Source organism: Caldanaerobacter subterraneus (genome assembly GCF_004345675.1).
In the GTDB taxonomy this organism is placed as follows: Bacteria; Bacillota; Thermoanaerobacteria; order Thermoanaerobacterales; family Thermoanaerobacteraceae; genus Thermoanaerobacter; species Thermoanaerobacter subterraneus.
In genome coordinates this window covers 1-24,807 of the sequence record NZ_SLWU01000005.1, presented here as the reverse complement: position 1 = coordinate 24,807, position 24,807 = coordinate 1, and the positions used below count along the sequence as shown (strand labels likewise).

Here is a 24,807-nt window from a genome sequence, read left to right as displayed (position 1 = left end):
CATGAGCGATTATTTGAAAGACAGTGAAGAGAGGATGAAGAAAACTTTAAACGTCTTAAAAAGCGAACTTGCGGCAATACGCGCTGGAAGAGCGAATCCGGCCCTTTTAGACCGCATTACTGTGAATTACTACGGAACTCCTACTCCTTTAAACAGACTGGCTACCATTACTGCGCCTGAGCCGAGGGTATTGGTAGTTCAACCGTGGGATGTATCTCAGATAGGAGAGATAGAAAAAGCCATACAGAAATCTGACCTAGGAATTAACCCTGTTTCTGACGGAAAAGTGCTAAGACTGGTCCTTCCAGAGCTTACAGAAGAGAGAAGAAAAGAGCTTGTAAAGCTGGTCCACAAAAAAGCTGAAGAGGCCAGAATTGCTGTAAGGCAGATAAGAAGAGATGCCAATGACCTTGTCAAGAAAATGGAAAAAAATGGAGAAATATCGGAGGATGAGAGAAAGAGGAGAGAAGAAGAAATTCAAAAGCTTACAGATAAATACATCAAGGAAATAGACAAAATGGTAGAGGCTAAAGAAAAGGAGATAATGGAAATTTGAAGTATTACGACTTGATTGGAAGAGACCTTGATGAAGTTCTTGATGCATTGTTTGACAAAAAATATAAAGTAATAGAGACAAAATCGATTTTCACGTATGAAGGAAAAAGACTAAAGGTTGTGCGAATCAAAGACAAGGGTGAATTTATCGAAATTACCGTGATTCGCATATAATCCCCCTCTTTAGAGGGGGTCCTTGTCCAAATGAGGAGGAAAATTTATGATTTTTTTTAATGAAGAAAAACTTATAAAAAAGTTGGACAAAACCCGGTTGCCACAGCACGTAGGCATTATAATGGATGGAAATGGAAGATGGGCTCAGAAGAGAGGAATGCCTAGGGTTTACGGGCATAAAGCGGGAGTAAATGCAGTAAGAGAAGTTATAAGGTCCTGCAGAGAGCTTGGAATAAAGTACCTCACTTTGTACGCTTTTTCTACAGAAAATTGGAAGAGACCTAAAGAAGAAGTGGACTTTTTAATGGACCTCTTGGTAGAGTATCTCTCTAAAGAAGTTGATGAACTCAATAAAAACAATGTAGTAGTAAAGTTCATTGGAGACATATCTAGATTGCCAGAAAAATGCCAGATTGAAATAGAAAAGGCTCAAAAACTCACAGAAAAAAATACCGGTCTTGTGGTCAACATCGCTTTAAATTACGGAGGAAGGGATGAAATTGTAAAAGCTACCCAAAATATATGCAAAAAAGTGCTCAATCGCGAGTTATCACCAGAAGACATAACAGAAGATACTATAACTCAGCACCTTTACACTGCATCTCAGCCAGACCCCGACCTCATCATACGTACTAGCGGGGAAAAAAGACTTAGCAATTTTTTACTATGGCAGTCGGCTTATTCAGAGTTGTGGTTTACCGAGGTCCTCTGGCCTGATTTTAAAAAAAGGCATTTGATTGAAGCTTTGCTTTATTATCAAACTCGGAAAAGAAGGTTTGGGGGAGTTTAAATATGTTAAAAACTCGAATAATAAGCGCTCTGGTAGGACTGCCCCTTCTATTTTTAGTCTTAATAAAAGGGGGGGCTCTTTTAACTTTTTCACTGGTAGCTTTAAGCATTCTGGGGTTAAATGAGTTTTACAATGCTACCAAAAACATAGGAATTAGGCCTTTTAAAATATTTGGATATTTGTCTGCTATTTTTTTGTATTTAATTTTTGACAAGATAAAATTTGCTGAAATAGACCTCTTTGTGGCCCTTTCTATGCTGTTGTTTTTGCTTTTTTTAACTAATAAAAAATACACTTTAAAAGACTATGCAGTGACTTTGATGGGGATTGTGTACATACCTCTGCTATTTTTGTACATACAGAAAATAAGATGTCTCCCTCACGGCCTTTATACTGTTTGGCTTGTATTTATTGTGTCATGGATTACAGATACTTTTGCCTATTTCACAGGAAAGTTTTTGGGAAATCATAAATTAGCTCCTGATCTAAGCCCAAAAAAGACAGTTGAAGGGGCAATAGGGGGGCTTTTAGGTTCTACTTTAGCAAGCTTTTTATTTGTATGGATTTTTCCTCAGACAAATATGACTCCTTATGAAGCCCTTATTGTGGGAAGTTTTGGCAGTCTAATTGCCCAGGCAGGGGATTTAGTAGCTTCCTTTATAAAGAGAAATTGCTACATAAAAGATTTTGGCAATGTGATTCCCGGCCATGGGGGGATTTTAGATAGATTTGATAGCATATTATTCGCTTCGCCCTTCGTATATTTTATTTTCAAGTACTTTTTGTAAAGAGGGATAAGTATGAAGAAACTCATAATACTAGGTTCTACTGGATCGATTGGTAGACAAAGTTTGGACGTAGTGAGAAGTTTAAAAGAAGAGTTTGAAATTGTAGGGCTTACAGGATATAACAATGTGTCTTTGCTCTCAAAACAGATAAAAGAGTTTAGACCCAAGGTAGTAGCAGTAAAAGACGAGGAAAAAGCAAGAAAGCTAAGAGAAAATTTAGATGAACCGATAGAGGTTTTGACAGGTAAAGAAGGGCTCAAAGAGATTGTGAAATACGAGGCTGACATGGTGGTAGTTGCGGTAGAGGGCATTGCAGGCCTTATACCTACAGTTGAAGCTATAAAATTGGGGAAAAACATAGCTTTAGCAAATAAAGAGGTTTTAGTTACTGCAGGAGAAATAGTAATGGGGCTTGTCAAAGAAAAGAAAATTGAATTTTTGCCTGTAGACAGTGAACATTCTGCTATTTTGCAGTGCCTTAAAGGAAATAATAAGAGAGAAGTTTCAAATCTCATTTTAACTGCTTCTGGAGGACCTTTCAGAGGAAAGAAAAAGAAGGATTTGGTAAATGTTACAGTAGAAGAGGCTTTGAAACATCCCAACTGGAAGATGGGGAAAAAAATAACAATAGATTCTGCTACCTTGATGAACAAAGGTTTTGAAGTTATAGAAGCCAGATGGCTCTTTGACATGCCTTTAGATAAGATAAAAGTGGTAATACATCCTCAAAGCATAATTCATTCGATGGTGGAATATGTAGATGGAAGTGTCATAGCTCAGCTTTCTGTGCCAGACATGAGGATTGCGATCCAGTACGCCTTGAATTACCCTGACAGAAAATATGTGGAAGGTGTAAAATTTTTAGATTTCTATGCATTAGGCCAGCTGACATTTGAAGAGCCTGATTTTGAAACTTTTAAATGTCTTTCTCTGGCGTATCATGCGGCAGAATGTGGCGGAACGATGACTGCTGTTTTAAATGCGGCAGATGAAGTAGCAGTGTCTTTATTTTTGCAGAACAAAATAAATTTTTTAGAAATTGCAGAGATTATAGAAGAAGCTTTAGAGAATCATAAAAATATACAAAACCCTACTTTGGATGATATAATAAGTGTAGACCTTGAAACGAGAGAAAGGATAATGAGAAAGTATTTGAGGTGATAGGAGTTGACTATAATTTTAAGCATCATAGTCTTGAGTGTTCTAGTGATGTTTCACGAGTTTGGTCACTTTATAGTAGCAAAACTTTCTGGAGCAAGAGTAAACGAATTTTCAATAGGATTTGGTCCAAGGCTTTTTAAAAAGAAATACGGTGAAACTGAATATTCTTTTAGAGCGCTTCTTTTCGGAGGATATGTGGCACTGGAGGGAGAGGATGAGAAGTCTTCTGACCCGAGAGCCATAATAAACAAGCCCTGGCCTGTAAGGCTTGCAGTATTTGCAGCAGGACCTTTAATGAACATACTGCTGGCTTTTTTGCTTTTGTTTATAGTATTCTTCTACATCGGGAGCCCTGTTCCTAAAGTGCAAACAGTGATGGAAGGTTACCCTGCAGAAAAGGCTGGCATATTGCCGGGAGATAAAATTTTGATGATAAACGATATAATGATAAACTCCTGGGAACAGTTAGAAAAAGCCATAAGTTCAAGCAATGGGAAAACTCTTGTGATGGAAATTGAAAGGGACAATAAAATAATAAAAAAGGAAGTCACTCCTGTATTTGATAAAAAAGCTTCTAAAGTGATGATTGGGATAGTTCCAGCCTACGAAAGGTCTTTTTTGCTTGCTGTTAAAACCGCTGTTGATAGAACCATTTATTTCTCCAAGTTAATAGTTTTGTCACTGGCAATGTTAATTTCTGGAAAAGTATCTGTGAACGAAATAATGGGACCGGTGGGAATCGTCCAGGCAGTAGGAACTGTAGCTAAGACAGGCATGATAAACTTATTAGCTTTTTCTGCTTTGATAAGTGTAAATCTGGGGCTTTTCAACCTCTTGCCTTTTCCTGCTTTGGACGGCGGAAGAATTCTATTTGTGCTGGCAGAAGCTGTAAGGGGCAAGCCACTGCCACCGGAAAAAGAAGGTTATATCCATTACTTAGGCTTCTTGCTGTTGATCGCTTTGCTCATATTTGCTACTTACAGGGATATAATGCGAATTTTCTAAATTAGGTGATAAAGATGAGGAAATTGACCCGCGAAATCAAGATAGGAAATAAGAAAATAGGAGGGAATAACCCGATCCTCGTTCAGTCAATGACAAACACTGATACTCACGATGTGGAAAAGACGGTAGAGCAGATAAAGAGGCTGGAAGAAGAAGGATGTGATATAATAAGGGTAGCTGTACCAGATGAAAAGGCTGCTTACTCTATAAAAGAAATAAAAAAGCATATAAATATCCCTTTGGTGGCAGACATACACTTTGACTACAGATTGGCTATTAAATCTATAGAAAATGGCGCTGATAAAATACGAATAAATCCCGGAAATATCGGAAGGGAAGAAAATATAAAAAAAGTAGTAGAAGCTGCAAAGGAAAGGGGTATACCTATACGGATAGGAGTAAATGCAGGGTCTTTAGAAAAGGAGATATTAAATAAATACGGCGGTATAACCCCTGAAGCGGTAGTAGAGAGCGCTTTAAAAAGTGTGCGCCTTTTAGAAAAACTTGGCTTTTACGATATAGTGATTTCTTTAAAAACTTCCAATGTGCCCCTTACAATAGAAGCATATAAATTAGCTTCTTCCAAGGTGGACTATCCACTCCACCTTGGAATTACAGAAGCTGGAACTTTGGAAAGCGGAACTATTAAATCAGCGATCGGCATAGGCACTCTTCTTTACATGGGAATAGGGGATACAATAAGGGTTTCTTTGACAGGCGATCCCGTGCACGAAGTTAGGGTAGGAAGACAGATTTTGCGCGCTTTAGGACTGCTCAAAGAAGGGGTAGAGGTCATTTCATGCCCTACCTGTGGCAGGACAAAAATAGATGTCATTAAATTAGCTACTGAGGTTGAAAGAAGAACATCTCATATAAAAAAACCTCTTAAAGTGGCTGTCATGGGCTGTGTGGTAAATGGACCTGGAGAAGCAAAAGAAGCAGACATTGGAATTGCAGGAGGAGATAGAGAAGGGGTTATATTCAAAAAAGGAAAGATATACAAGATAGTTAAAGAAGAACACCTTTTAGAAGAACTTCTCAAAGAAATTGAGAAGATGGTCAAGGAGGAATAAAAATAATGATTTCTGTCATCGTGCCTGCTTACAATGAGGGGAAAAACATTGGAAGAGTACTTTCTGTCCTTGAGAAAATTGATGTGATAGACGAAATTATTGTGGTAAATGACGGTTCAACGGATAACACAGAAGAGGAAGCGAAGAAATATAAAGTTAAAGTGATAAATCTAGAAAAAAATCAAGGCAAGGGAAAAGCGCTAAAAGAAGGAGTTTTAAATGCAAAAGGAGATATAATAGTCATGCTGGATGCAGATTTAATAGGCTTTACTGAAAAGCACTTCTATTCCCTTGTCATGCCTGTAGTAAAAGACGAGGCGGATATGACTGTGGGCATTTTTTCAGGGGGCAGGAAGTCAACTGACTTAGCTCAGAAGATAGCACCCTTTCTCTCTGGGCAGAGGGCCATAAAAAAGAAATTTTTAGAAGATATAAAAGAGATGGAAATCAGCAAATTTGGTGTAGAAGTTGCTTTGAACAGATATGCCAAAAAAAATAATTTAAGAGTTGTGACCGTTCCACTAGAAAACATAACTCACGTAATGAAGGAGGAAAAATTGGGATTTGTAAAAGGATTTGCTGCCAGAATGAAGATGTACTTTGAAATATTGAGAATGTGGGTTTAGAAAGAGGGATAGAACATGGTTCCAGCGACTTTCTTGGAAAACATGCAAATAAAAAAAGTAAGAGTTGAAAAAAAGAGCCGAAAACTCACTGTGGTTGTCTCCTCTTTCTCATCAAATGCACAAAAGCTCTCAGAATTTCAGTCTTTTTTGGAGGAAAGCTTTCCTTCTCTAAAGGAGATAAAGATTGTGGTGGAAAGCCCTTCTTTATCAACAGTAGAAGAGGTTTTGGAAAACTGGGAGAAAGTAGTATTAGAGCTTAGCGAAGAGTACCCTTCTTCCTTAAGTTTTTTAAAGACCTGTGATGTCGCAAAAGAGGGACAGAATAGGATAACTGTAAAGGCTCCAACTTACGCAATTTACGAAATGGCTAAAAGCAGCAAATTAGATTTTGCAATAAGAGAATTTTTAAGGAACAGGTATGAACTTAATTTAGATGTAGAACTTATTTTTTCAGAAGAAGGGGAAGAAATTGCAGAAAAAATAATCGAAGAAGACATAAAAGCAATTGAGGAAGTTATCCAAAAAGATGAGAAGTCTAAAAAGGAGAAGAGTAGGTCTGAAGAAAATAGAGTTCTCCTTGGCAAAGAAATTAAAGCTAAACCTATCTCTATTAAGGATGTAAGTGCAGAAACCGATGAGGTAGTGATTGAAGGAGAAATATTTTCTATTGATTTTAAAGAGTTGAAGTCAAAAGTTCTCATGGTGTTTGACATTACAGATTATACTAGTTCAATACTTGTCAAAACCTTTTTGACAGAAGAAAAATATGAAATTTTGAAAGATGAAATAGATGTAGGAACTTTTGTCAGGTTAAGAGGAAATGTGATATACGATAAGTACGAAGGAGACCTTGTAATTGATTTGAAAGACTTAGAGCTCATTCCTCCAAAAAAGAGAATGGATTTGTCCGAAGAAAAGAGAGTGGAGCTTCACCTTCACACCCAGATGAGCACTTTAGATGCCGTCCCTTCTGCTACTGAAGTGATAAAGAGAGCGGCAGAATGGGGACACAAGGCTGTTGCAATAACAGACCACGCAGTGGTTCAAGCTTTTCCAGAGGCAATGGAAGCATCTCGAGAGTATGGGGTTAAGGTTATATACGGAATGGAAGGGTATATGGTGGATGACGGAATACCAATTGTCACTGGAGAATCCGAAGCTAGTTTGGAAGGCGAATTTGTGGTATTTGATATCGAAACCACAGGCCTTTCAAACATAAATGACGAGATAATAGAGATTGGTGCTGTCAAGATCAAAAACAAGAAAATAGTAGATACTTTTGAAACTTTTGTAAATCCTCAAATACCCATTTCTTCTTTCATCACAAAACTCACAGGAATCGATGAATCAATGGTTAAAGATGCTCCTTTAATAGAAGAGGTGTTGCCTAAATTTTTGGAATTTGCAAAAGGAGCAGTTCTGGTAGCACACAATGCCAATTTTGATGTGTCCTTTATTAAATCAAAGGCTAAGAAACTAGGTTTGACTGTTGAAAACACTGTCTTAGATACGCTTGAGTTGAGCAGGCATCTGTACCAAGAGCTTAAAAATTACAAACTCGACACTCTTGCTGAATTTTTTGAAGTAAAGCTTTTGCATCACCACAGGGCCGTGGAAGACGCGAAGGCTACAGCAGAAATTTTCATTAAGATGCTAGAAAAGCTGCAAGAAATAGGCATAAAGAGTGTAAGCGAAATCAACTCGGTTTTGATGGAAAGGGAAGTGGACGTAAAAAAATTGCCTGTATACCATGTGACAATTTTGGTAAAGGACCAGAAGGGTTTAAGGAATTTATACGAGATAATATCTAGGTCAAACCTGGAGTTTTTCCACCGCACCCCCAGAATACCAAAGAGTCTGTTGGTGAAAATGAGAGAAGGGCTGATCATAGGGTCTGCCTGTGAGCAGGGAGAAGTGTTCAGAGCCTTGGTTTCTAACTTGGAGGAAAAGAAGCTCGAAGATATAATCAACTTTTACGACTATTTGGAAATTCAGCCTGTGGGGAACAACGAATTTTTGATTGAAAGAGGAGAGGTAAGAAGCGTAGAAGAACTTAAAGAAATAAACAGAAAGATATACGAACTTGGGAAAAAGTACAACAAGCTGGTAGTAGCAACAGGAGATGTGCATTTTTTAGACCCGTGGGACGATGTGTACAGAAAAATATTAATGGCGGGCAAAGGGTATAAGGATGCGGACAGACAGCCTCCTCTTTACTTTAGGACAACTGAAGAAATGCTTATGGAGTTTGAATATCTAGGAGAAGAAGCTGCCAGAGAGGTAGTCATTGAAAATCCAAATAAAATTGCGGAAATTGTGGAAGATGTAAAGCCTATTCCTGAGGGAACTTTTCCGCCTGTCATCGAAGGGGCAGAAGAAGAATTAAGAAGGATTACCCTTGAAAAAGCTCATGAGATATACGGTGACCCATTGCCTCCAATTGTGCAGGAAAGGCTTGACAGAGAGCTAAACGCCATAATAAACAACGGTTACGCTGTAATGTACGTAATAGCTCAGAAGCTAGTATCAAAGTCGCTGCAGGATGGATATTTGGTTGGTTCAAGAGGCTCTGTAGGGTCTTCTCTGGTAGCTACTATGAGCGGCATTACAGAGGTAAATCCGCTGCCTCCTCATTACGTGTGTCCAAAATGCAAACACTCAGAGTTTGTGACGGACGGGTCTTTTGGCTGCGGAGTTGACATGCCTGACAAGTACTGCCCTAACTGCGGCACTTTGATGAAAAAAGACGGCTTTGACATACCTTTTGAAGTGTTTATGGGCTTTGAAGGAGATAAGGAGCCGGATATAGACCTAAACTTTTCTGGAGAATATCAGCCCATAGCTCACAGGTACACTGAAGAACTTTTTGGAAAAGGCCATGTTTTCAGGGCAGGTACTATTGGAACGCTGGCGGATAAGACTGCTTACGGATATGTGAAAAAATACTTTGAAGAGAGGAATTTAACTGTACACAAGTCAGAAATAAAAAGGCTGACAATGGGATGTACAGGCATAAAGAGAACCACAGGACAGCATCCCGGAGGAGTCATGGTGGTTCCAAAGGACAAAAGCATTTACGACTTTACTCCAATTCAAAGGCCTGCAGATGCGGAAGATACCGATGTCATAACTACCCATTTTGATTACCATTCTTTGAGTGGAAAGCTTCTAAAATTGGACATACTGGGGCATGATGACCCTACTGTAATAAGGATGCTGGAGGATTTGACAGGTGTAAATGCCAGAAAAATACCTCTGGACGACAAAAAGACCATGAGCCTTTTTACAAGCGTAGAAGCTTTGGGAATAGACCCTGAGGAACTTGGCACTCCCGTTGGAACGCTAGGGCTTCCTGAGTTTGGAACAAAGTTTGTGAGACAGATGCTAATTGAGACCCGTCCCACAACTTTTGATGAGCTTGTCAGGATAAGTGGGCTTTCTCATGGAACAGATGTATGGTTAAATAATGCGCAGGATATAATAAGAGAAGGGATCGCTACTTTAAAGGAAGTAATTGCTGCAAGAGACGACATAATGCTTTACTTAATAAGCAAAGGAATGGATAAAAAGCTTTCCTTTAAGATAATGGAAAATGTTAGAAAAGGAAAAGGCGTTACACAGGAAGAAATTGAAGAGATGAAAAAACACGGCGTGCCCGACTGGTTTATACAGTCCTGCCAGAAGATAAAATACATGTTCCCAAAAGCTCACGCTGTAGCCTATGTGATCATGGCATTTAGAATTGCGTATTTTAAGGTGTATTATCCTGAAGCTTTCTATGCTACCTATTTTACTGTGAGAGCAGATGACTTTAACTTAGACATAGTTTTAGGGGGCAAAGAGAGCATAAAAAGGGCAATAAAAGAAATTGAAGCGAAGGGCAACAACGCTACACCAAAAGAGAAAAACTTGTTGACAGTATTAGAGGTAGCACTTGAGATGTACTTAAGGGGCATCAAATTCACAAATGTGGACCTATACAGGTCCGATGCCGAGAAGTTTTTAATTACAGAAGAAGGACTTTTGCCTCCACTAAATTCTCTTGAAGGAGTGGGAATACAGGCCGCAAAGGCAATTGCCCAGGAGAGAGAAAATGGCAAATTTATATCCATTGAAGATTTCAGGAATCGAACCAGGGTAAGTAAAACTGTTATTGAAATATTAAAACAGTATGGATGTTTAGAAGATTTGCCAGAATCTAATCAATTAAGTTTATTTTGATATTGCTTTACCAGAAGGTGTATGGTATAATTAGTATGGCAACCTAGAGGACTTTAAAAAGAGTGGGAGTTTCCCACTCTTTAGTTTATATTTAAGGAGGATCGGAGATGTCTAGGATTGAGGAAATTACAAAAGAATTGGTGATGCCAATATTGGAAGAGAATAATTTTGAACTGGTAGATGTGGAGTATAAAAAAGAAGGCAAGTACTGGTATTTGAGGGTGTATATAGACAAAGAAGGCGGGATAACGCTTGATGACTGTCAGCTGGTGAGCGAGTACTTAAGCGATAGATTGGATGAGGTAGACCCGATAGATCACAGCTATATTTTGGAAGTATCCTCGCCAGGGCTTGACAGGCCCTTAAGGACTCCTCGCGATTTCAAGAGAAACCTTGGGAAAGAAGTTGAAGTATCTCTTTACCAGCCCATTGGCAAGAGAAAAAAATTTGCAGGAGAGCTCCTTGAGTTCACAGGGGATAAAATAATCCTCCTATGTGATGGAGAGAAAAGGGAGTTTGAAATGAAGAATGTAAGGCTTGTTAAACCTGTGATAAAGTTTTAAAATTAAGGAGGGAGAATAAGCGCAATGAATGCAGAATTTATTGAGGCATTGAATTCAATATGCGAAGAAAAAGGAATACCTAAAGAGACCATGTTTGAGGCTATAGAGGCGGCTTTGGTTTCTGCCTACAGAAAAAATTACGGAACAGCCCAAAACGTGAAGATTGTAATGGACAGAGAGACAGGAGATGTTAAGGTATATGCCCAAAAGACTGTGGTGGAAGAAGTAAAAAATGACCTTTTGGAAATAAGCTTGGAAGATGCGAGGAAGATAAATAAAAAATACCAGATTGGCGATATTGTAGATATAGAAGTAACTCCCAAAAACTTTGGCAGGATTGCGGCACAGAACGCAAAACAGGTGGTAATACAGAGGATAAGGGAAGCAGAAAGAAATGTGATTTACGAAGAGTTCCTGGCAAAAGAGACGGAAGTAGTAACTGGGATTGTGACAAGAGCAGCAAAAAATAACGTGCTCATCAATCTAGGAAGGGTGGAGGCAATACTTACTCCTTCTGAGCAAATCCCGGGAGAAACTTTTTCACCTGGAGACAGGATAAAGGTGTACATCGTAGAAGTAAAAAAGACCACAAAAGGGCCTCAAATCATAATCTCTCGGTCTCATCCTGGGCTGGTTAAAAGGCTTTTTGAACTAGAATCGCCCGAGATTCAGCAGGGTATAGTTGAAATAAGGAGCATTGCGAGAGAACCAGGTTCCCGCACAAAAATGGCTGTGTTCAGCAGAGACTCCAATGTAGACCCTATTGGAGCCTGTGTGGGCTACAAAGGTTCTAGAGTTCAGGCTGTTGTCAATGAATTAAAAGGAGAAAAGATAGACATTGTGAAGTGGAGTTCAAAACCTCAGGAGTTTATCATGAATGCACTAAGCCCTGCAAAAGCTATAAGCGTCGAGATTGTAGACGAGAAAGAAAAAGTGGCAAGGGTAATTGTACCAGATTATCAGCTCTCTTTGGCAATAGGTAAAGAGGGGCAGAATGCGCGGCTAGCAGCGAAGCTCACTGGATGGAAGATAGATATAAAAAGCGAGTCGATGGTCAAAAGTTGAGTGAGGTGGAAAAATGAAAGTAAAAAAAGTTCCGATGAGAATGTGCCTTGGCTGCCAAGAGATGAAGCCTAAAAAAGAGCTTATACGGATAGTAAGACGCGCCAAAGACTTTTTAGTTCAAATAGACCCAACAGGTAAAGTGGCAGGAAGAGGTGCCTATATATGCAGGGATGTAAACTGCCTTGAAAAGGCTTTTAAGCATAAAAGGCTTGAGAAGGCGCTGGAAGTCCCTATATCACAAGAAATATACGAACAATTGAAGAGGGAGATAATGGATGAGGAATGACAGATTTCACTCTATACTCGGTTTGGCAAAAAAGGCGGGTAAATTGGTTTCAGGCAGTTACAGTGTGGAAAAATATTTAAAAACCAGAAAAGTTTTTTTGGTGGTCATAGCTGAAGATTTTTCTAAAAGAAGTTCAGAAAAATTTATTAAACTATGTGCGGACAAAAAAGTCCCCTATCTTGTCTATTCGAACAAACAGGATTTAGGTAGAGCGATAGGAAGAGAAATAGTCGGAATCATAGCTATTACTGATGAAGGATTTATGAAACTACTCAAGGAGGCGGCAAAGGGGGAAAATTATGGAGGTGAATAATATGTCCAAAACAAGGGTATACGAATTAGCAAAAGAACTTAATATTTCCAGCAAAGATCTTCTCTCCAAATTGAGTGATTTAGACATAAAAGTAAAAAACCACATGAGCACTTTGGAGGACGAAGAAGTAGAATTAATAAAAGACCTGCTCACAGAAAAACCTAAAGAGAAGCAAAAAGATCAGAGAATTCATGAACAGGAGGCACAGGACAAAGAAGAAAAGGAAATAGAGGAAGACTCTTTTTATGAGGACAGAGAAGAGAAAAGAGCTTACAAAAAGAGTTTTAAAAAGGGCGGCAAAAAGAACAGGAAGTTCCAGAAAAAATTTGTCTCAGAAGAAAGCGCTAAAGAAGATGAAATTAAAATAATAACAATTCCTGAATTTCTCACCGTCAAAGAATTGGCTGAAAAAATGAAGGTAAATCCTACTGAAATAATAAAAAAATTGATAGCACAGGGAATAATGGTTACTGTAAACCAGCAAATAGACTTTGAAACAGCTTCAAAAATAGCGGAAGAGTACGGTTTCCTGGTGGATAAGGAAAAGGTTAAAGATGAACTGGAAGCCCTATTTGAGGATACACCTGATAGAGAAGAGGATTTGAAACCTCGTCCTCCTATAGTTACAGTGATGGGACACGTAGACCACGGAAAGACTTCTTTATTGGACGCCATCAGAAAGACAAATGTAACTATGAAAGAGATAGGCGGAATTACGCAGCACATAGGAGCTTCTGTAGTGGAGATAAACGACAAAAAGGTAGTATTTCTAGATACTCCTGGTCACGAGGCTTTTACTGCGATGAGAGCGAGAGGCGCTAGTGTCACTGACATAGTTGTGCTAGTAGTAGCTGCTGACGATGGAGTGATGCCGCAGACAATTGAAGCTATCAACCACGTAAAAGCAGCAAATGTGCCTCTGATTGTGGCTATAAATAAGATTGATTTGCCTACAGCCAATCCAGATAGGGTAAAAACAGAGCTCAGTGAACTAGGACTTGTGCCAGAAGAATGGGGAGGTAACACAATCTGTGTTCCCGTCTCTGCTAAAAAGAATATAGGAATTGACGACCTTTTAGAGATGATACTGCTGGTAGCAGAAATGGAAGACCTAAAAGCAAATCCCAACAAACCAGCTCGTGGAACTGTAATAGAGGCAAAACTGGAAAAAGGGAAAGGGCCAGTGGCTACAGTAATAGTCCAGAATGGAACGCTTCAGGTGGGAGATGCTGTAATTGCAGGAACTACTTATGGAAAAGTAAGAGCGATGTTTGACGACAAAGGGAGAAAGATCAAAAAAGCTGGTCCTTCTATACCTGTAGAAATTTTGGGCTTTTCCGAAGTGCCAGAGGCTGGAGATAAATTTGTAGTGGTGGAAAATGAGAAAAAAGCGAGAGAACTTGCAGAGAAAAGAAAAGAGGTTCAAAGAGAGTTAGAACTCAAGAAAAAGCAGAAAGTCTCTCTGGAAGGCCTCTTCAGACAGATACAGGAAGGTACTGTAAAGGAGCTTAATGTGATCATAAAAGCTGATGTGCAGGGTTCAGTAGAGGCATTGAGAAAGTCTTTGGAGGAACTGAGCAATGAAGAAGTCAGAGTAAGAGTCATACACGGAGCAGTAGGAGCCATCACTGAGACAGATGTAATGCTGGCCTCGGCTTCAAATGCAATAATAATAGGATTCAACGTAAGGCCTGAGACAAACGCAAAAACGCTTGCAGAAAAAGAGAAAGTAGAGATAAAGCTTTATAGAATAATATACGATGCTATTGAAGATGTAAAAGCAGCAATGAAGGGAATGTTAGAACCCAAGTACAAAGAGGTAGAGCTGGGAAGAGCTGAAGTAAGAGCTGTATTCAAGATACCTGGTGTAGGAAATGTCGCAGGTTGCTATGTTCTAAGTGGCAAAATTACAAGAAATGCAGATGTGAGAATAGTAAGAGACGGCATAGTCATATATGAAGGCAAAATAGCTTCTTTAAAGCGGTTTAAAGACGACGTGAGAGAAGTACAGCAGGGATTTGAATGCGGAATAGGCATTGAGAAGTTCAATGACATAAAAGAGGGAGATATCATAGAAGCATACACAATGGAAGAAATCTTTCGTTAAGAAGAAAGGATGAGAAAAATGCAGTACAGAAGCCATAGATTATCCGAGGAATTGAAAAAAGAAATAAGCAAAATGATATTGGAAGAAATAAAAGACCCGAGAATTAAAGCTATGGTCAGTATAACGGATATAGAAGTGACTAAAGATTTACGATATGCAAAAGTGTATGTAAGCATATATGGCAGTGAAGAAGAAAAGAGAGAAACTTTTGAAGGATTAAAAAGCGCAGCTGGATACATCAGGCACGAAATAGGCCGCAGAATAAAAATGAGATATACCCCGGAAATAATATTTGAACTGGACCACTCTATAGAATACGGCGCAAAAATTTCAGAAATTTTAAAAGAACTGAACAAACAAGAGGGTGATGACAATTGATACTGATAGACGTAGTTAACGAAATAAAAAAGGCAGAAAGCGTAATTCTCCTTACACATGTAGTACCTGATGGAGATGCTATAGGGTCTGTCACTGGAATGTACAAAGTCTTAAAAAAGATGGGCAAGGACGTATCTGCTTTTATAGACGACCAGCTGCCAGAGATGTACAGCTTCGTCCCAAATGTAGACAAGATATCCCGCCCTTTTGACAAAAAAGCAGACTTAGTGTTAATATTTGACTGTGCCGATGAAGAAAGGTTAGGGTCTTCAAAAGAATTCCTTGACAAAGGACCTATCACAGTCAATATTGACCATCATATTTCCAATACCCTTTACGCAAAGTTAAATTACGTAGACACAAACGCAGCTGCTACTGCCGAAATAGCTTATCAATTGGTGAAACTTCTCGGTATAGACTTTGATGAAGAGATAGCTACAAGTTTTTACACTGCTATTTTAACTGATACAGGTGGTTTTACTTATGAGAGCACCACTTCTATGACTCATCACATAGCAGGAGACTTGATAAACAATGGGGCAAGGTTTAGAGAAGTGGCAGAAAAAGTCTTTAATTCCCTCAAGTTCAACAAAGCAAAACTTTTAGGGAAAGCTTTAGAAAGCCTTACTTTGTACAAAGATGGCCTGGTTTCATATATGGAGATTTTGAAAAAGGATTTTGAAGAGACAGGAACAGATTTATCTCATTTAGAAAATATAGTAAGCTATGGAAGAAACATTGAAGGAGTGGAAGTAGCAGTGCTCCTTGTAGAAAAAGAGGGTGAAGTGAAAGTGAGCTTACGGTCAAAGGAAAAAGTAGATGTAAACAAAATCGCCAGCACTTTTGGAGGAGGAGGGCATGTAAGGGCCTCTGGCTGTACAATAGAGGGGACTATCGAAGAAGCAAGAGAGAAAATCCTTAAAGAAGTCTTTAAGGAGTTAGAAAAATGAGTGTGGACGGCGTTTTAAATGTGCTAAAACCTCCTGGCATGACTTCTCACGATGTGGTGGATTTTATAAGAAAAATTTACGGCATGAAAAAAGTGGGCCACACAGGAACTCTTGATCCAGATGCAGCTGGAGTTTTACCTGTATGCATGGGAAGAGCTACCAAGTTCACTTCTTACCTGATGGAACATGACAAAAGGTACAGATTTGAAATAACTTTTGGTTTTTCTACTGATACCCTAGATAAAAGTGGCAAAATCGTTGAAAGTGGCCCTGTTCCCTTATTTACTTTGGAAAAATTACATGAAGTTTTAAGCCAGTTTAAAGGGGAAATACAACAGATACCACCCATTTATTCTGCAAAAAAAGTAAAAGGAAAGAAGCTCTATGAATATGCGAGAAAAGGCGAAGAAGTGGAAATTCCACCCATAAAAGTGACAGTTTATGAGTTAGAATTAATAAAATACGATGCTCCGTACCATCTGCTGTTAGATGTAAAGTGTTCCAAAGGCACTTATGTAAGAGCTCTTGTGAGAGATATATGCAAGAAACTTGAAGTTCCAGGCCACATGTCTTTTCTCATAAGGACAGAGGTCGGAGACTTTGACATTGAATCTTCATATACGCTGGAGGAGATAAAGGAGGGAAAGGCAGAAGTACAGCCCGTAGATAAGTTTATAAAATTTCCTTCCGTGGAACTTGATGAAGTTTCTTCCAATAAAATTTTAAATGGCCAATTTATCAGAAATACTTACAATGTTGAAAATTCTTTAGTAAAGTTGTATGATAATCATGGAATTTTTATAGGAATTGGAGTGGCAGAAGGGGAAAAAATACGACCAAAAAGACTTTTCTAAGGGGGAAAGAATTTTGATAATACTTGACGAAACCAATTTCTCAGCTAATCTAGAAGAAAAAGTGATAGCTCTTGGAAATTTTGATGGAGTACACATTGGCCATCAAAAGCTCATTGAGGATGCAGTTTCCATAGCCAGAGATAAAAAACTTAAAAGCGCTGTATTCACTTTCAAACAGCATACTTCTAAAATCTTAGAACCTGACAAAGCTCCTAAACTAATTACTACTTTGTCACAAAAGATAGAAGTTTTAAAGTCATTTTCGCTGGACTACGGGATTTTTTTTGATTTTACAAAAGAACTTTCCCTCCTCTCTCCTGAAAGGTTTATAAAAAATATTCTAGTGGATAGTTTAAAAATGAAAGTAGCTGTGGTAGGCCCTAACTACCGCTTTGGGCATAAAGGCTTAGGAGATGTAGAAATGCTCAAGAAGTATTCTTTTATTTGTTCTTATGAGGTACATGTAGTGCCTAAAGTGACTTATGGAGGGATTACAGTTAGCAGCAGCCTCATAAGGGAGCTTATAAAGGAAGGGAATATTGAAAAGGCCAATGTGCTTTTAAACCGCTATTTTTCAATTGAAGGGAAAATTGTAAAAGGAAAGGGAATGGGAAGAATTTTGGGATTCCCTACAGCTAACGTAGAAGTCCCTGAAGAAGTGGTCTTGCCAAAAAGAGGGGTATATGTCGCAAGAGCAAAAATAAAAGGAAATAATTTTATTTCTGTGACAAATGTCGGATTTAAGCCGACTTTCGGCGAAACAAGATTATCAGTTGAAACTCATATTCTCGATTTCGAAGGATATATCTATGGGGAAGGTATAGAAATTGAGTTTATAAAAAGGATAAGAGATGAGATTAAATTTGAAAGTCTACAGGCCTTAAAAGAGCAGGTCCTTAAAGATATAGAATATGCAAAAAGCTTTAAAAATATTTTACAACAAAAACATTATGTGATAAAATAAAATAGCGAATTTACCTTATGCTCAGATTATCCGCACCTCCGGCGGTATTCTGTGCATAGGGCGTATTCTAGAAAATGGAGGTGAGAACGTGCTGGACAAAGAAAAGAAAGCAGAAATAATCAATAAATTCAAGCTGCATGAGACAGATACTGGTTCACCCGAGGTTCAGATTGCCCTTTTGACGGAGAGAATAAACAGGTTGACAGAGCATCTTCAGGTGCACAAAAAGGACCACCATTCAAGAAGAGGTCTTCTTAAAATGGTAGGCCAGAGAAGGGCGCTCTTAAACTACCTGATGAAGAAAGACATAAACAGGTACCGCGCTATAATTGAAAAATTAGACCTCAGAAAATAGAGCGACTTTTTCGCTCTATTTTCTGATAAAAATTTACAAATGAAAGGAGGAAAATGAGGAAGGTATGGAAGAACGAACTTTTGAAATGGAACTGGCAGGCAGGAAGCTTGTAGTCCAGACCGGGAAAGTGGCACAGCAGGCCAATGGAGCAGCATGGGTGAAATACGGCGATACAGTTGTGCTGGTTACTGCCTGCGCTTCAAAAGAGCCGAGAGAAGGAATTGACTTTTTCCCCTTGACGGTTGAATACGAAGAGAGATTGTATTCTATTGGGAAAATTCCCGGCGGTTTTATCAAAAGAGAGGGGAAGCCCAGCGAAAAAGCTATTTTATCAGCTCGGTTAATAGATAGACCTATAAGGCCTCTATTCCCAGAAGGATACAGAAATGACGTGCAGGTCATAGCTACTGTGTTATCAGTGGACCCTGATGCGCAGCCAGAAATTGTAGCTATGATAGGTTCTTCTGTTGCGCTCTCTATATCCGACATACCCTTTAACGGCCCCACAGGTTCTGTGGCAGTAGGCCTGGTGGACGGAAAGTTTGTCATAAATCCCACCTATGAGCAGAGAGAAAAGAGCTTAATGCACTTAGTAGTTTCTGGAACAAAAGATGCAATTGTAATGGTGGAAGCTGGAGCGAAAGAAGTGCCTGAGGAGACAATACTTGATGCGATAGTGTATGCTCATCAATATATAAAACAGATTGTAGAATTTATAGAAGGGATTGTAAAAGAAGTAGGAGTTCCTAAGGCAGAAGTCGTACTGCACGAAATTGACAAGGAGCTGGAGGAAAAAGTAAGAGCATATGCTACAGAGAAAATATATAACGCTTTAAGAACTCCTGAAAAGAAAGAGAGAAATGACAACTTAGACAAGGTAGAACAGGAAGTACTTGAGCACTTTAAAGATGAGTACCCCGATAATCTAGCAGATATTGACGAAGTCCTCTACAAAATAATGAAAGAACAGATGAGAAAGATGATAAAGGAAGAAAAGATAAGGGTAGATGGAAGAGGGCTTGACGATATAAGGCCGATATGGTGCGAAGTAGGAGTACTGCCAAGAACTCACGGTTCTGCTATTTTTACAAGAGGACAAACTCAAGTGCTCACAGTAGCTACTCTTGGAGCAATAGGTGATATACAGATTTTAGAAGGAATTGGAGATGAAGAATTCAAGCGTTACATGCACCATTACAACTTCCCACCCTATAGTGTAGGAGAAGTAAGGCCACTGAGAGGCCCTGGAAGAAGGGAAATTGGACACGGAGCCTTGGCAGAAAGGGCACTAGAACCAGTAATTCCTTCTGAAGAAGAATTCCCATACACAATACGCTTAGTGTCTGAAGTATTGAGCTCTAACGGTTCTACATCACAGGCGAGTGTGTGCGGAAGCACTTTGGCTTTGATGGACGCGGGAGTGCCAATCAAAGCACCGGTTGCTGGAATTGCAATGGGACTCATAAAAGAAGAAGATGAAGTACTAATTCTGACTGATATACAGGGAATTGAGGACTTCCTCGGAGACATGGACTTTAAAGTAGCTGGAACAGAAAAAGGCGTAACTGCTATTCAGATGGATATCAAAATACCTGGCATTGATAGAGATATCCTGCAAATGGCTTTGGAAAAGGCAAGGAAGGCGAGACTATACGTGCTCCAAAAGATGCTGGAAGTCATAAAAGAACCGAGGAAAGAACTCTCCAAGTATGCTCCTAGAGTAGTGAGAATGGTAGTCAACCCTGAAAAGATAAGAGATATCATAGGCCCTGCAGGAAAGACTATCACAAAGATCATATCTGAGACAGGTGTCAAAATCGACATAGAAGAAGACGGTCGACTGTATATAACAGCTCCTAACCTTGAGGCCGGCGAAAGAGCTAAACAGATGATTGAAGCTATAACAAAGGACATAGAAGTTGGGGGAATCTATTTAGGAAAAGTGTTGAGAATTGCGCCTTTTGGAGCTTTTGTAGAGATCGCCCCAGGTAAAGAAGGATTAGTTCACATTTCTAACCTGTCCAAAAAGAGAGTCCGCCGGGTAGAAGACGTAGTAAAAGTGGGAGACAATATATTGGTTAAGGTAACAGAAATTGACAAACTCGGAAGAATTGTATTGTCTCGCAAAGACGCTATGCCTGATGAAGAAGAAAGTGATAACAGGAAAAGTGATAATAGAAAAAAGTAAAGGCATAAACCGCCTCCACGGTTTATGTTTTTTATTTTTTAGTAATATAAACGCCGCCTGACTGAATAAAATTAGAATGAGAATACCAGACAGGTGGTGTTATAATGAAAATCTTTTATATAAAATACCCTAGCAAGAAAACTGTATGGCTTCTTGCAATTGCGGCTTTGCTCGCATTGATACTTCTAATTTTCGCTCTCATGAAAACTGTCTCTGTATTTAACACCAATGAGCCCATATACAGAGGCGATACAAAAGAAAAGAAAATAGCTTTTGCCTGCAATGTAGCGTGGGGAGATGAGTACATACCCAAAATGCTGGATATTTTTGAAAAAAACGATGTACATATAACATTTTTTTTTGAAGGAAAATGGGCAGAGAAAAATCCTGATGTAGTAAAGGAAATTTATAAAAAAGGGCATGAAATAGGAAGCCACGGTTATTCTCACATCAAGTATACTAGTTTGTCAAAAGAGGATTGTGAAAAGGATATAAAAAAGAGCGAAGAAGCTTTGGAGAAAATAACTGGGGAAAAGCCTACTCTCTTTGCACCCCCTTATGGCGACTTCAACGAACAAGTAGTGAAAATTGCGGAAGAACTGGGATACAAAGTGATTTTATGGAGTTTAGATACCATAGACTGGAGCAATCCATCTCCACAAACCATTGTAGAAAGGGTAATGAATAAGTGCCACAATGGAGCTATTGTGCTCATGCATCCTACAAAAAACACTGTGGAAGCACTTCCTGAAATAATAAAACAGTTGAAAGAAAAGGGTTTTAAAATAACTAAAGTTTCAGAGGTGATTGTAGACAAAAAATAAATTTGCTATAATAATAGTAAATTTTTTAAGACAGAGGGGATGAAGTTGTATCAACAGAAGATGATAGCTGGAGTGAAAGTTGCAAGTTGCAAAATACCTTATGCTCATTCAGTTTACGTAGGTATTTGGATAAAAGCAGGCTCAATGTACGAAACCAAAAACATAAATGGTATATCTCACTTTATAGAACACCTTGTGTTTAAAGGGTCTAACTTGCGAAGCGCAAGGCAGATAGCTGAAGAGATGGACAGCATAGGTGGACAGCTAAACGGCTTTACTGAAAAAGAAGACACTTGCTTTTATATAAAAGTTTTAAATAGCCATATAAAAAAAGGCATTGACATTCTCTTTGACATGGTTTTTAATCCTGCGTTTTGCGAAGAAGACATTTATAAAGAAAAACAGGTGGTCTTTGAAGAAATATTGACAGAACTTGATTCACCTGAAGACGTAGCTTACAACCTGCTTGCCAAAACAGCCTGGAGAGGACATTCTCTATCCCTGCCCGTGCTGGGAACATTTACTACAATTAAGAATTTGAGCAAAAACCATATACTAGAATACTATGAGAGGCACTACACTAAAGACAACATAGTAGTATCTATAGCGGGAAATTTTGACGATGAAATATTTGAAGTGTTGGAAGGCTATCTTTCAAAAATTAAGCCAACTACTTCTAATTTTTCTCTTATCCCTCCCTTATGGCACAAAGATGTCTCTCTTTACGAAAAAGATTTTGAGCAGGTTAACCTCTGCATCGGCCTCCCTGGAATACCCTATGATTTAAAGAAGGTATATGCTCTTGCAATTGCAAACAATGCTTTTGGTGGGGGCATGAGTTCAAGACTTTTTCAAAAAATAAGAGAAGACAAGGGCTTAGTCTATTCCATCTATTCATACCCTGCAACTTATCCGACCGGAGGAATGTTTACAATTTTTGCAAGTATGACTCCGAGCAATTTTAGAAAAGTCTATGACTTGATAATAAAAGAAATTGAAGAAATTTCAAAAAAAGGCCTTACTAAAGAGGAATTTGACAAGTTTAAAGAACAACTCAAAATAAATATCTTGATGGACCAAGACAGCATAAGCACCAGAATGAGCAGTATAGGAAAATCCCTTCTACTTTTTGATAAAGTGCATCTTATTGAGGATGTTTTGAAGATAGTGGAGGAAATATCTTTTGAGGAAGTAAACCAGCTGGCAAAAGAGATAATAAGGCCAGAAGAAATGACTGTATCTGTCGTGGGTAAACTTAATAAAAAAGATAAAAGGTGGTTGGAAAATGTCAATAGTGCTTAAGATAAAGAGAACAGAAGATGCAAAAGATTTACCTTTACCCGCTTATATGAGCGAAGGAGCTGCGGGAATGGACTTATACGCCAATGTAAAGGGTGAGGTAACTATCAATCCAGGTGAAGTAGAACTCATACCTACAGGAATACAGATTGAACTTCCTCCGAATTATGAAGCGCAGATAAGGCCTAGAAGCGGTCTGGCCTTAAATTACGGTATAACCTTATTAAACACTCCGGGAACTGTGGATTCTGATTACAGAGGAGAAATTAAACTGATTGTCATAAACCTCGGTAAACAGCCTGTCACAATTAAAAGAGGTCAAAGAATTGCTCAAATGGTGATAAACCAAGTAGTAAGGCCTAAAATAATAGAAGTAGAAGAACTTTCAGAGACAGAGAGGATGGACAGAGGATTTGGCCATACAGGGGTATAAGGGGGGGGGAATGTCTGTGAGACTGAGTGAGTTTGGTAGTAAAGAGATTGTAAATATTGTAGACGGCAAGCGCTGGGGCTTGGTGGAAGATTCCGATTTGATAATCGATGAAGATACGGGGAAAATTCATTCAATAGTGCTTTACGAGCCAGGAGGATTTTTTAGAGGAAGGGGAAATTATATAGAAATTCCCTGGGACGCTATAAAGAGAATAGGGGATGACATGATCATAGTTGAGTTCGAAGGGAAGCCAAGAAAATTTTATTAAAGTACTTTTCTTTGGTGCCGTAGTAAAGTATAATAGTAACTGATACTAAAAAAGAAAGGATGAGACTGTGAAAATATTGGTGCAAAAGTTTGGAGGAACATCTGTGTCTTCAGAAGAAAAAAGAGAGAAAGCTGTTTCAAAAGTAATAGAAGCAGTAAAAAATGGCTATAACGTGGTAGTAGTAGTGTCTGCTATGGGGAGAAACGGCGACCCTTATGCCACAGATACTTTAATAAACATGGCAAAATCAATTTACAGTGATATTCCAAAAAGAGAACTTGACTTAATAATGAACTGCGGTGAAATAATATCTAGTGTGCTTTTCGCTGCAACTCTGTCCAATAAAGGATATAAAGCAAAAGCTTTGACAGGAGGACAAGCTGGAATCATAACGGACGATAATTTTGGAAATGCAGAGGTCATAAATGTAGATCCTTCTAGAATTTTAGAAGTTTTAAGAGAAGGAATAATCCCTGTAGTAGCAGGCTTTCAAGGAATCACGCAAAAAGGAGAGCTCACTACATTGGGGCGCGGTGGAAGTGACACTACAGCAGCGCTTTTAGGAGTGGCTTTAAAAGCAGAAGCTGTAGAGATATACACTGATGTAGATGGGATAATGACAGCAGACCCAAGAATTGTATCAACTGCTCATATCATAGATAAAATAAGCTACAATGAAGTTTTTCAATTCGCTGAACAAGGGGCAAAAGTAGTCCACCCGCGAGCTGTGGAAATAGCCATGAGGGGAAATATCCCTTTAATTATAAAAAATACTATGTCAGACAGCGGCGGGACTATCATAACTAATTACAGTGATGCCTACGACAGCATATATGAAGTAGACAAATTGGTAACGGGCATTGCCAATATGAACAACAGGGTCCAGATTACAATTGAAAGTACAGAAAATGTCCAGGATATATTTGAGAAGATAGGAGAAGAAAAAATTAGCATCGACTTGATAAGCATATTCCCTGACAAACAGGTGTTTACTATATCTGAAGCTGATTTTGAAAAACTTAGAAGGCTTTTTGAAAAATACGGGGTGAAATACTCCTACAGGACAAATTGCGCAAAAGTTTCTATCATAGGCAACAGAATAAGAGGAGTGCCAGGTGTCATGGCTAGAGTCATCAAAGCATTATCTAAGCGCAATATTGAAATATATCAGACAGCAGACTCACACAATACCATCTCTTGTCTGGTAAGTCAGGATAAGGTAGAAGAGGTCATAAGAGTTCTCCACGACGAATTTAGCCTGTAAATATGCATACTCTCCTTCTTTTTTTCTTGACTTTGTCAGTTTGAAACCCAAAAGGCTTGGGAATACAGGTATTGACAAAAAATGGGCGTGAAATTTGTCACTACATTACTTTCTCATGCTAATTAATTCCATGCCTTCCTCATATGTAATGAAATTTTTTGGTGCTTTTATTTTCATCACCTTCAATATGTCTTCAGCTTCCTCCTCTATCTTTTGTTTGATTAAATATTTCTTCCCATTTATCTCTATCTCCACAAAATTCATTGAACCTATCGCTTCTTTTATTCTATCACTGCTTAATTC

Annotated in this window: 25 protein-coding genes and 1 pseudogene; 25 read left to right on the top strand and 1 reads right to left on the bottom strand. The window is 38.7% G+C overall.

Features of this window, described 5'->3' with window-relative positions; all coding sequences use genetic code 11:
- Nucleotide 1: 1 nt before the first annotated feature.
- The 25 genes from frr to dapG all read left to right on the top strand — a co-directional run bounded on the left by frr (nucleotide 2) and on the right by dapG (nucleotide 24,504).
- Complete coding sequence (gene frr, locus EV203_RS03065; protein WP_132039126.1) at nucleotides 2-556, top strand: ribosome recycling factor; 555 nt, start codon at nucleotides 2-4, stop codon at nucleotides 554-556.
- Complete coding sequence (locus EV203_RS13365) at nucleotides 553-729, top strand: hypothetical protein (RefSeq protein WP_165911577.1); 177 nt, start codon at nucleotides 553-555, stop codon at nucleotides 727-729. Before frr ends, EV203_RS13365 begins: the two co-directional genes overlap by 4 nt.
- Before the next feature lie 46 nt (nucleotides 730-775).
- Complete coding sequence (locus EV203_RS03060) at nucleotides 776-1,519, top strand: isoprenyl transferase (protein ID WP_009611041.1); 744 nt, start codon at nucleotides 776-778, stop codon at nucleotides 1,517-1,519.
- A 2-nt stretch (nucleotides 1,520-1,521) separates the two neighbouring features.
- The gene (locus EV203_RS03055; RefSeq protein WP_009611036.1) at nucleotides 1,522-2,307 is read left to right on the top strand and encodes a phosphatidate cytidylyltransferase; all 786 of its coding nucleotides are present in this window, start codon (nucleotides 1,522-1,524) and stop codon (nucleotides 2,305-2,307) included.
- A gap of 12 nt (nucleotides 2,308-2,319) precedes the next feature.
- Nucleotides 2,320-3,468 carry a 1-deoxy-D-xylulose-5-phosphate reductoisomerase gene (locus EV203_RS03050; RefSeq protein WP_132039125.1) on the top strand — a complete coding sequence of 383 codons (1,149 nt, stop codon included), beginning with the start codon at nucleotides 2,320-2,322 and terminating at the stop codon, nucleotides 3,466-3,468.
- A 6-nt stretch (nucleotides 3,469-3,474) separates the two neighbouring features.
- A complete protein-coding gene (gene rseP / locus EV203_RS03045; RefSeq protein ID WP_132039124.1) occupies nucleotides 3,475-4,473 on the top strand; it encodes an RIP metalloprotease RseP in 999 nt (332 codons plus the stop codon).
- 14 nt (nucleotides 4,474-4,487) lie between these two features.
- Nucleotides 4,488-5,546 (top strand): flavodoxin-dependent (E)-4-hydroxy-3-methylbut-2-enyl-diphosphate synthase, encoded by a 1,059-nt coding sequence (gene ispG / locus EV203_RS03040; RefSeq protein WP_009611035.1) that lies wholly within the window; start codon nucleotides 4,488-4,490, stop codon nucleotides 5,544-5,546.
- Nucleotides 5,547-5,551: 5 nt separating this feature from the next.
- Entirely contained in the window at nucleotides 5,552-6,172 is a 621-nt protein-coding gene (locus tag EV203_RS03035; RefSeq protein WP_132039123.1) for a glycosyltransferase family 2 protein, read from the top strand.
- Between the two features lie 15 nt (nucleotides 6,173-6,187).
- Entirely contained in the window at nucleotides 6,188-10,393 is a 4,206-nt protein-coding gene (locus EV203_RS03030) for a PolC-type DNA polymerase III (RefSeq protein ID WP_132039122.1), read from the top strand.
- 107 nt (nucleotides 10,394-10,500) lie between these two features.
- Nucleotides 10,501-10,956 (top strand): ribosome maturation factor RimP, encoded by a 456-nt coding sequence (gene rimP, locus EV203_RS03025; RefSeq protein WP_132039121.1) that lies wholly within the window; start codon nucleotides 10,501-10,503, stop codon nucleotides 10,954-10,956.
- A 24-nt stretch (nucleotides 10,957-10,980) separates the two neighbouring features.
- Nucleotides 10,981-12,021, top strand: coding sequence for a transcription termination factor NusA (nusA, locus tag EV203_RS03020; protein ID WP_132039120.1), 1,041 nt, complete (start codon nucleotides 10,981-10,983; stop codon nucleotides 12,019-12,021).
- Nucleotides 12,022-12,034: 13 nt separating this feature from the next.
- The gene (gene rnpM, locus EV203_RS03015) at nucleotides 12,035-12,307 is read left to right on the top strand and encodes an RNase P modulator RnpM (protein WP_132039119.1); all 273 of its coding nucleotides are present in this window, start codon (nucleotides 12,035-12,037) and stop codon (nucleotides 12,305-12,307) included.
- Nucleotides 12,297-12,620 (top strand): L7Ae/L30e/S12e/Gadd45 family ribosomal protein, encoded by a 324-nt coding sequence (locus EV203_RS03010; protein WP_132039118.1) that lies wholly within the window; start codon nucleotides 12,297-12,299, stop codon nucleotides 12,618-12,620. The genes rnpM and EV203_RS03010 overlap by 11 nt, the downstream gene beginning before the upstream one ends.
- Nucleotides 12,607-14,727 carry a translation initiation factor IF-2 gene (gene infB / locus EV203_RS03005; protein WP_132039117.1) on the top strand — a complete coding sequence of 707 codons (2,121 nt, stop codon included), beginning with the start codon at nucleotides 12,607-12,609 and terminating at the stop codon, nucleotides 14,725-14,727. Before EV203_RS03010 ends, infB begins: the two co-directional genes overlap by 14 nt.
- A gap of 18 nt (nucleotides 14,728-14,745) precedes the next feature.
- The gene (gene rbfA, locus EV203_RS03000) at nucleotides 14,746-15,105 is read left to right on the top strand and encodes a 30S ribosome-binding factor RbfA (protein WP_031314026.1); all 360 of its coding nucleotides are present in this window, start codon (nucleotides 14,746-14,748) and stop codon (nucleotides 15,103-15,105) included.
- Nucleotides 15,102-16,055, top strand: coding sequence for a DHH family phosphoesterase (locus EV203_RS02995; protein ID WP_132039116.1), 954 nt, complete (start codon nucleotides 15,102-15,104; stop codon nucleotides 16,053-16,055). Before rbfA ends, EV203_RS02995 begins: the two co-directional genes overlap by 4 nt.
- Nucleotides 16,052-16,909: a tRNA pseudouridine(55) synthase TruB gene (gene truB / locus EV203_RS02990; RefSeq protein ID WP_132039115.1), complete on the top strand. Its 858-nt coding sequence runs from the start codon at nucleotides 16,052-16,054 to the stop codon at nucleotides 16,907-16,909. The genes EV203_RS02995 and truB overlap by 4 nt, the downstream gene beginning before the upstream one ends.
- A gap of 13 nt (nucleotides 16,910-16,922) precedes the next feature.
- Nucleotides 16,923-17,873 carry a bifunctional riboflavin kinase/FAD synthetase gene (locus tag EV203_RS02985; RefSeq protein ID WP_132039114.1) on the top strand — a complete coding sequence of 317 codons (951 nt, stop codon included), beginning with the start codon at nucleotides 16,923-16,925 and terminating at the stop codon, nucleotides 17,871-17,873.
- A gap of 88 nt (nucleotides 17,874-17,961) precedes the next feature.
- Entirely contained in the window at nucleotides 17,962-18,228 is a 267-nt protein-coding gene (gene rpsO / locus EV203_RS02980) for a 30S ribosomal protein S15 (RefSeq protein WP_011025676.1), read from the top strand.
- 64 nt (nucleotides 18,229-18,292) lie between these two features.
- Entirely contained in the window at nucleotides 18,293-20,416 is a 2,124-nt protein-coding gene (gene pnp / locus EV203_RS02975) for a polyribonucleotide nucleotidyltransferase (RefSeq protein ID WP_011025675.1), read from the top strand.
- A gap of 104 nt (nucleotides 20,417-20,520) precedes the next feature.
- A complete protein-coding gene (locus EV203_RS02970) occupies nucleotides 20,521-21,240 on the top strand; it encodes a polysaccharide deacetylase family protein (protein WP_011025674.1) in 720 nt (239 codons plus the stop codon).
- Between the two features lie 45 nt (nucleotides 21,241-21,285).
- Entirely contained in the window at nucleotides 21,286-22,542 is a 1,257-nt protein-coding gene (locus EV203_RS02965) for a M16 family metallopeptidase (RefSeq protein ID WP_009610676.1), read from the top strand.
- Nucleotides 22,526-22,972 carry a dUTP diphosphatase gene (dut, locus tag EV203_RS02960; protein ID WP_011025672.1) on the top strand — a complete coding sequence of 149 codons (447 nt, stop codon included), beginning with the start codon at nucleotides 22,526-22,528 and terminating at the stop codon, nucleotides 22,970-22,972. Before EV203_RS02965 ends, dut begins: the two co-directional genes overlap by 17 nt.
- 16 nt (nucleotides 22,973-22,988) lie before the next feature.
- A complete protein-coding gene (locus EV203_RS02955) occupies nucleotides 22,989-23,240 on the top strand; it encodes a YlmC/YmxH family sporulation protein (protein ID WP_031314030.1) in 252 nt (83 codons plus the stop codon).
- 67 nt (nucleotides 23,241-23,307) lie between these two features.
- Complete coding sequence (gene dapG, locus EV203_RS02950; RefSeq protein ID WP_132039113.1) at nucleotides 23,308-24,504, top strand: aspartate kinase; 1,197 nt, start codon at nucleotides 23,308-23,310, stop codon at nucleotides 24,502-24,504.
- A gap of 105 nt (nucleotides 24,505-24,609) precedes the next feature.
- On the opposite strand, the pseudogene EV203_RS02945 reads toward dapG, so the two are convergent.
- A pseudogene (locus EV203_RS02945) lies at nucleotides 24,610-24,807 on the bottom strand (IS1634 family transposase); the annotation flags it as partial.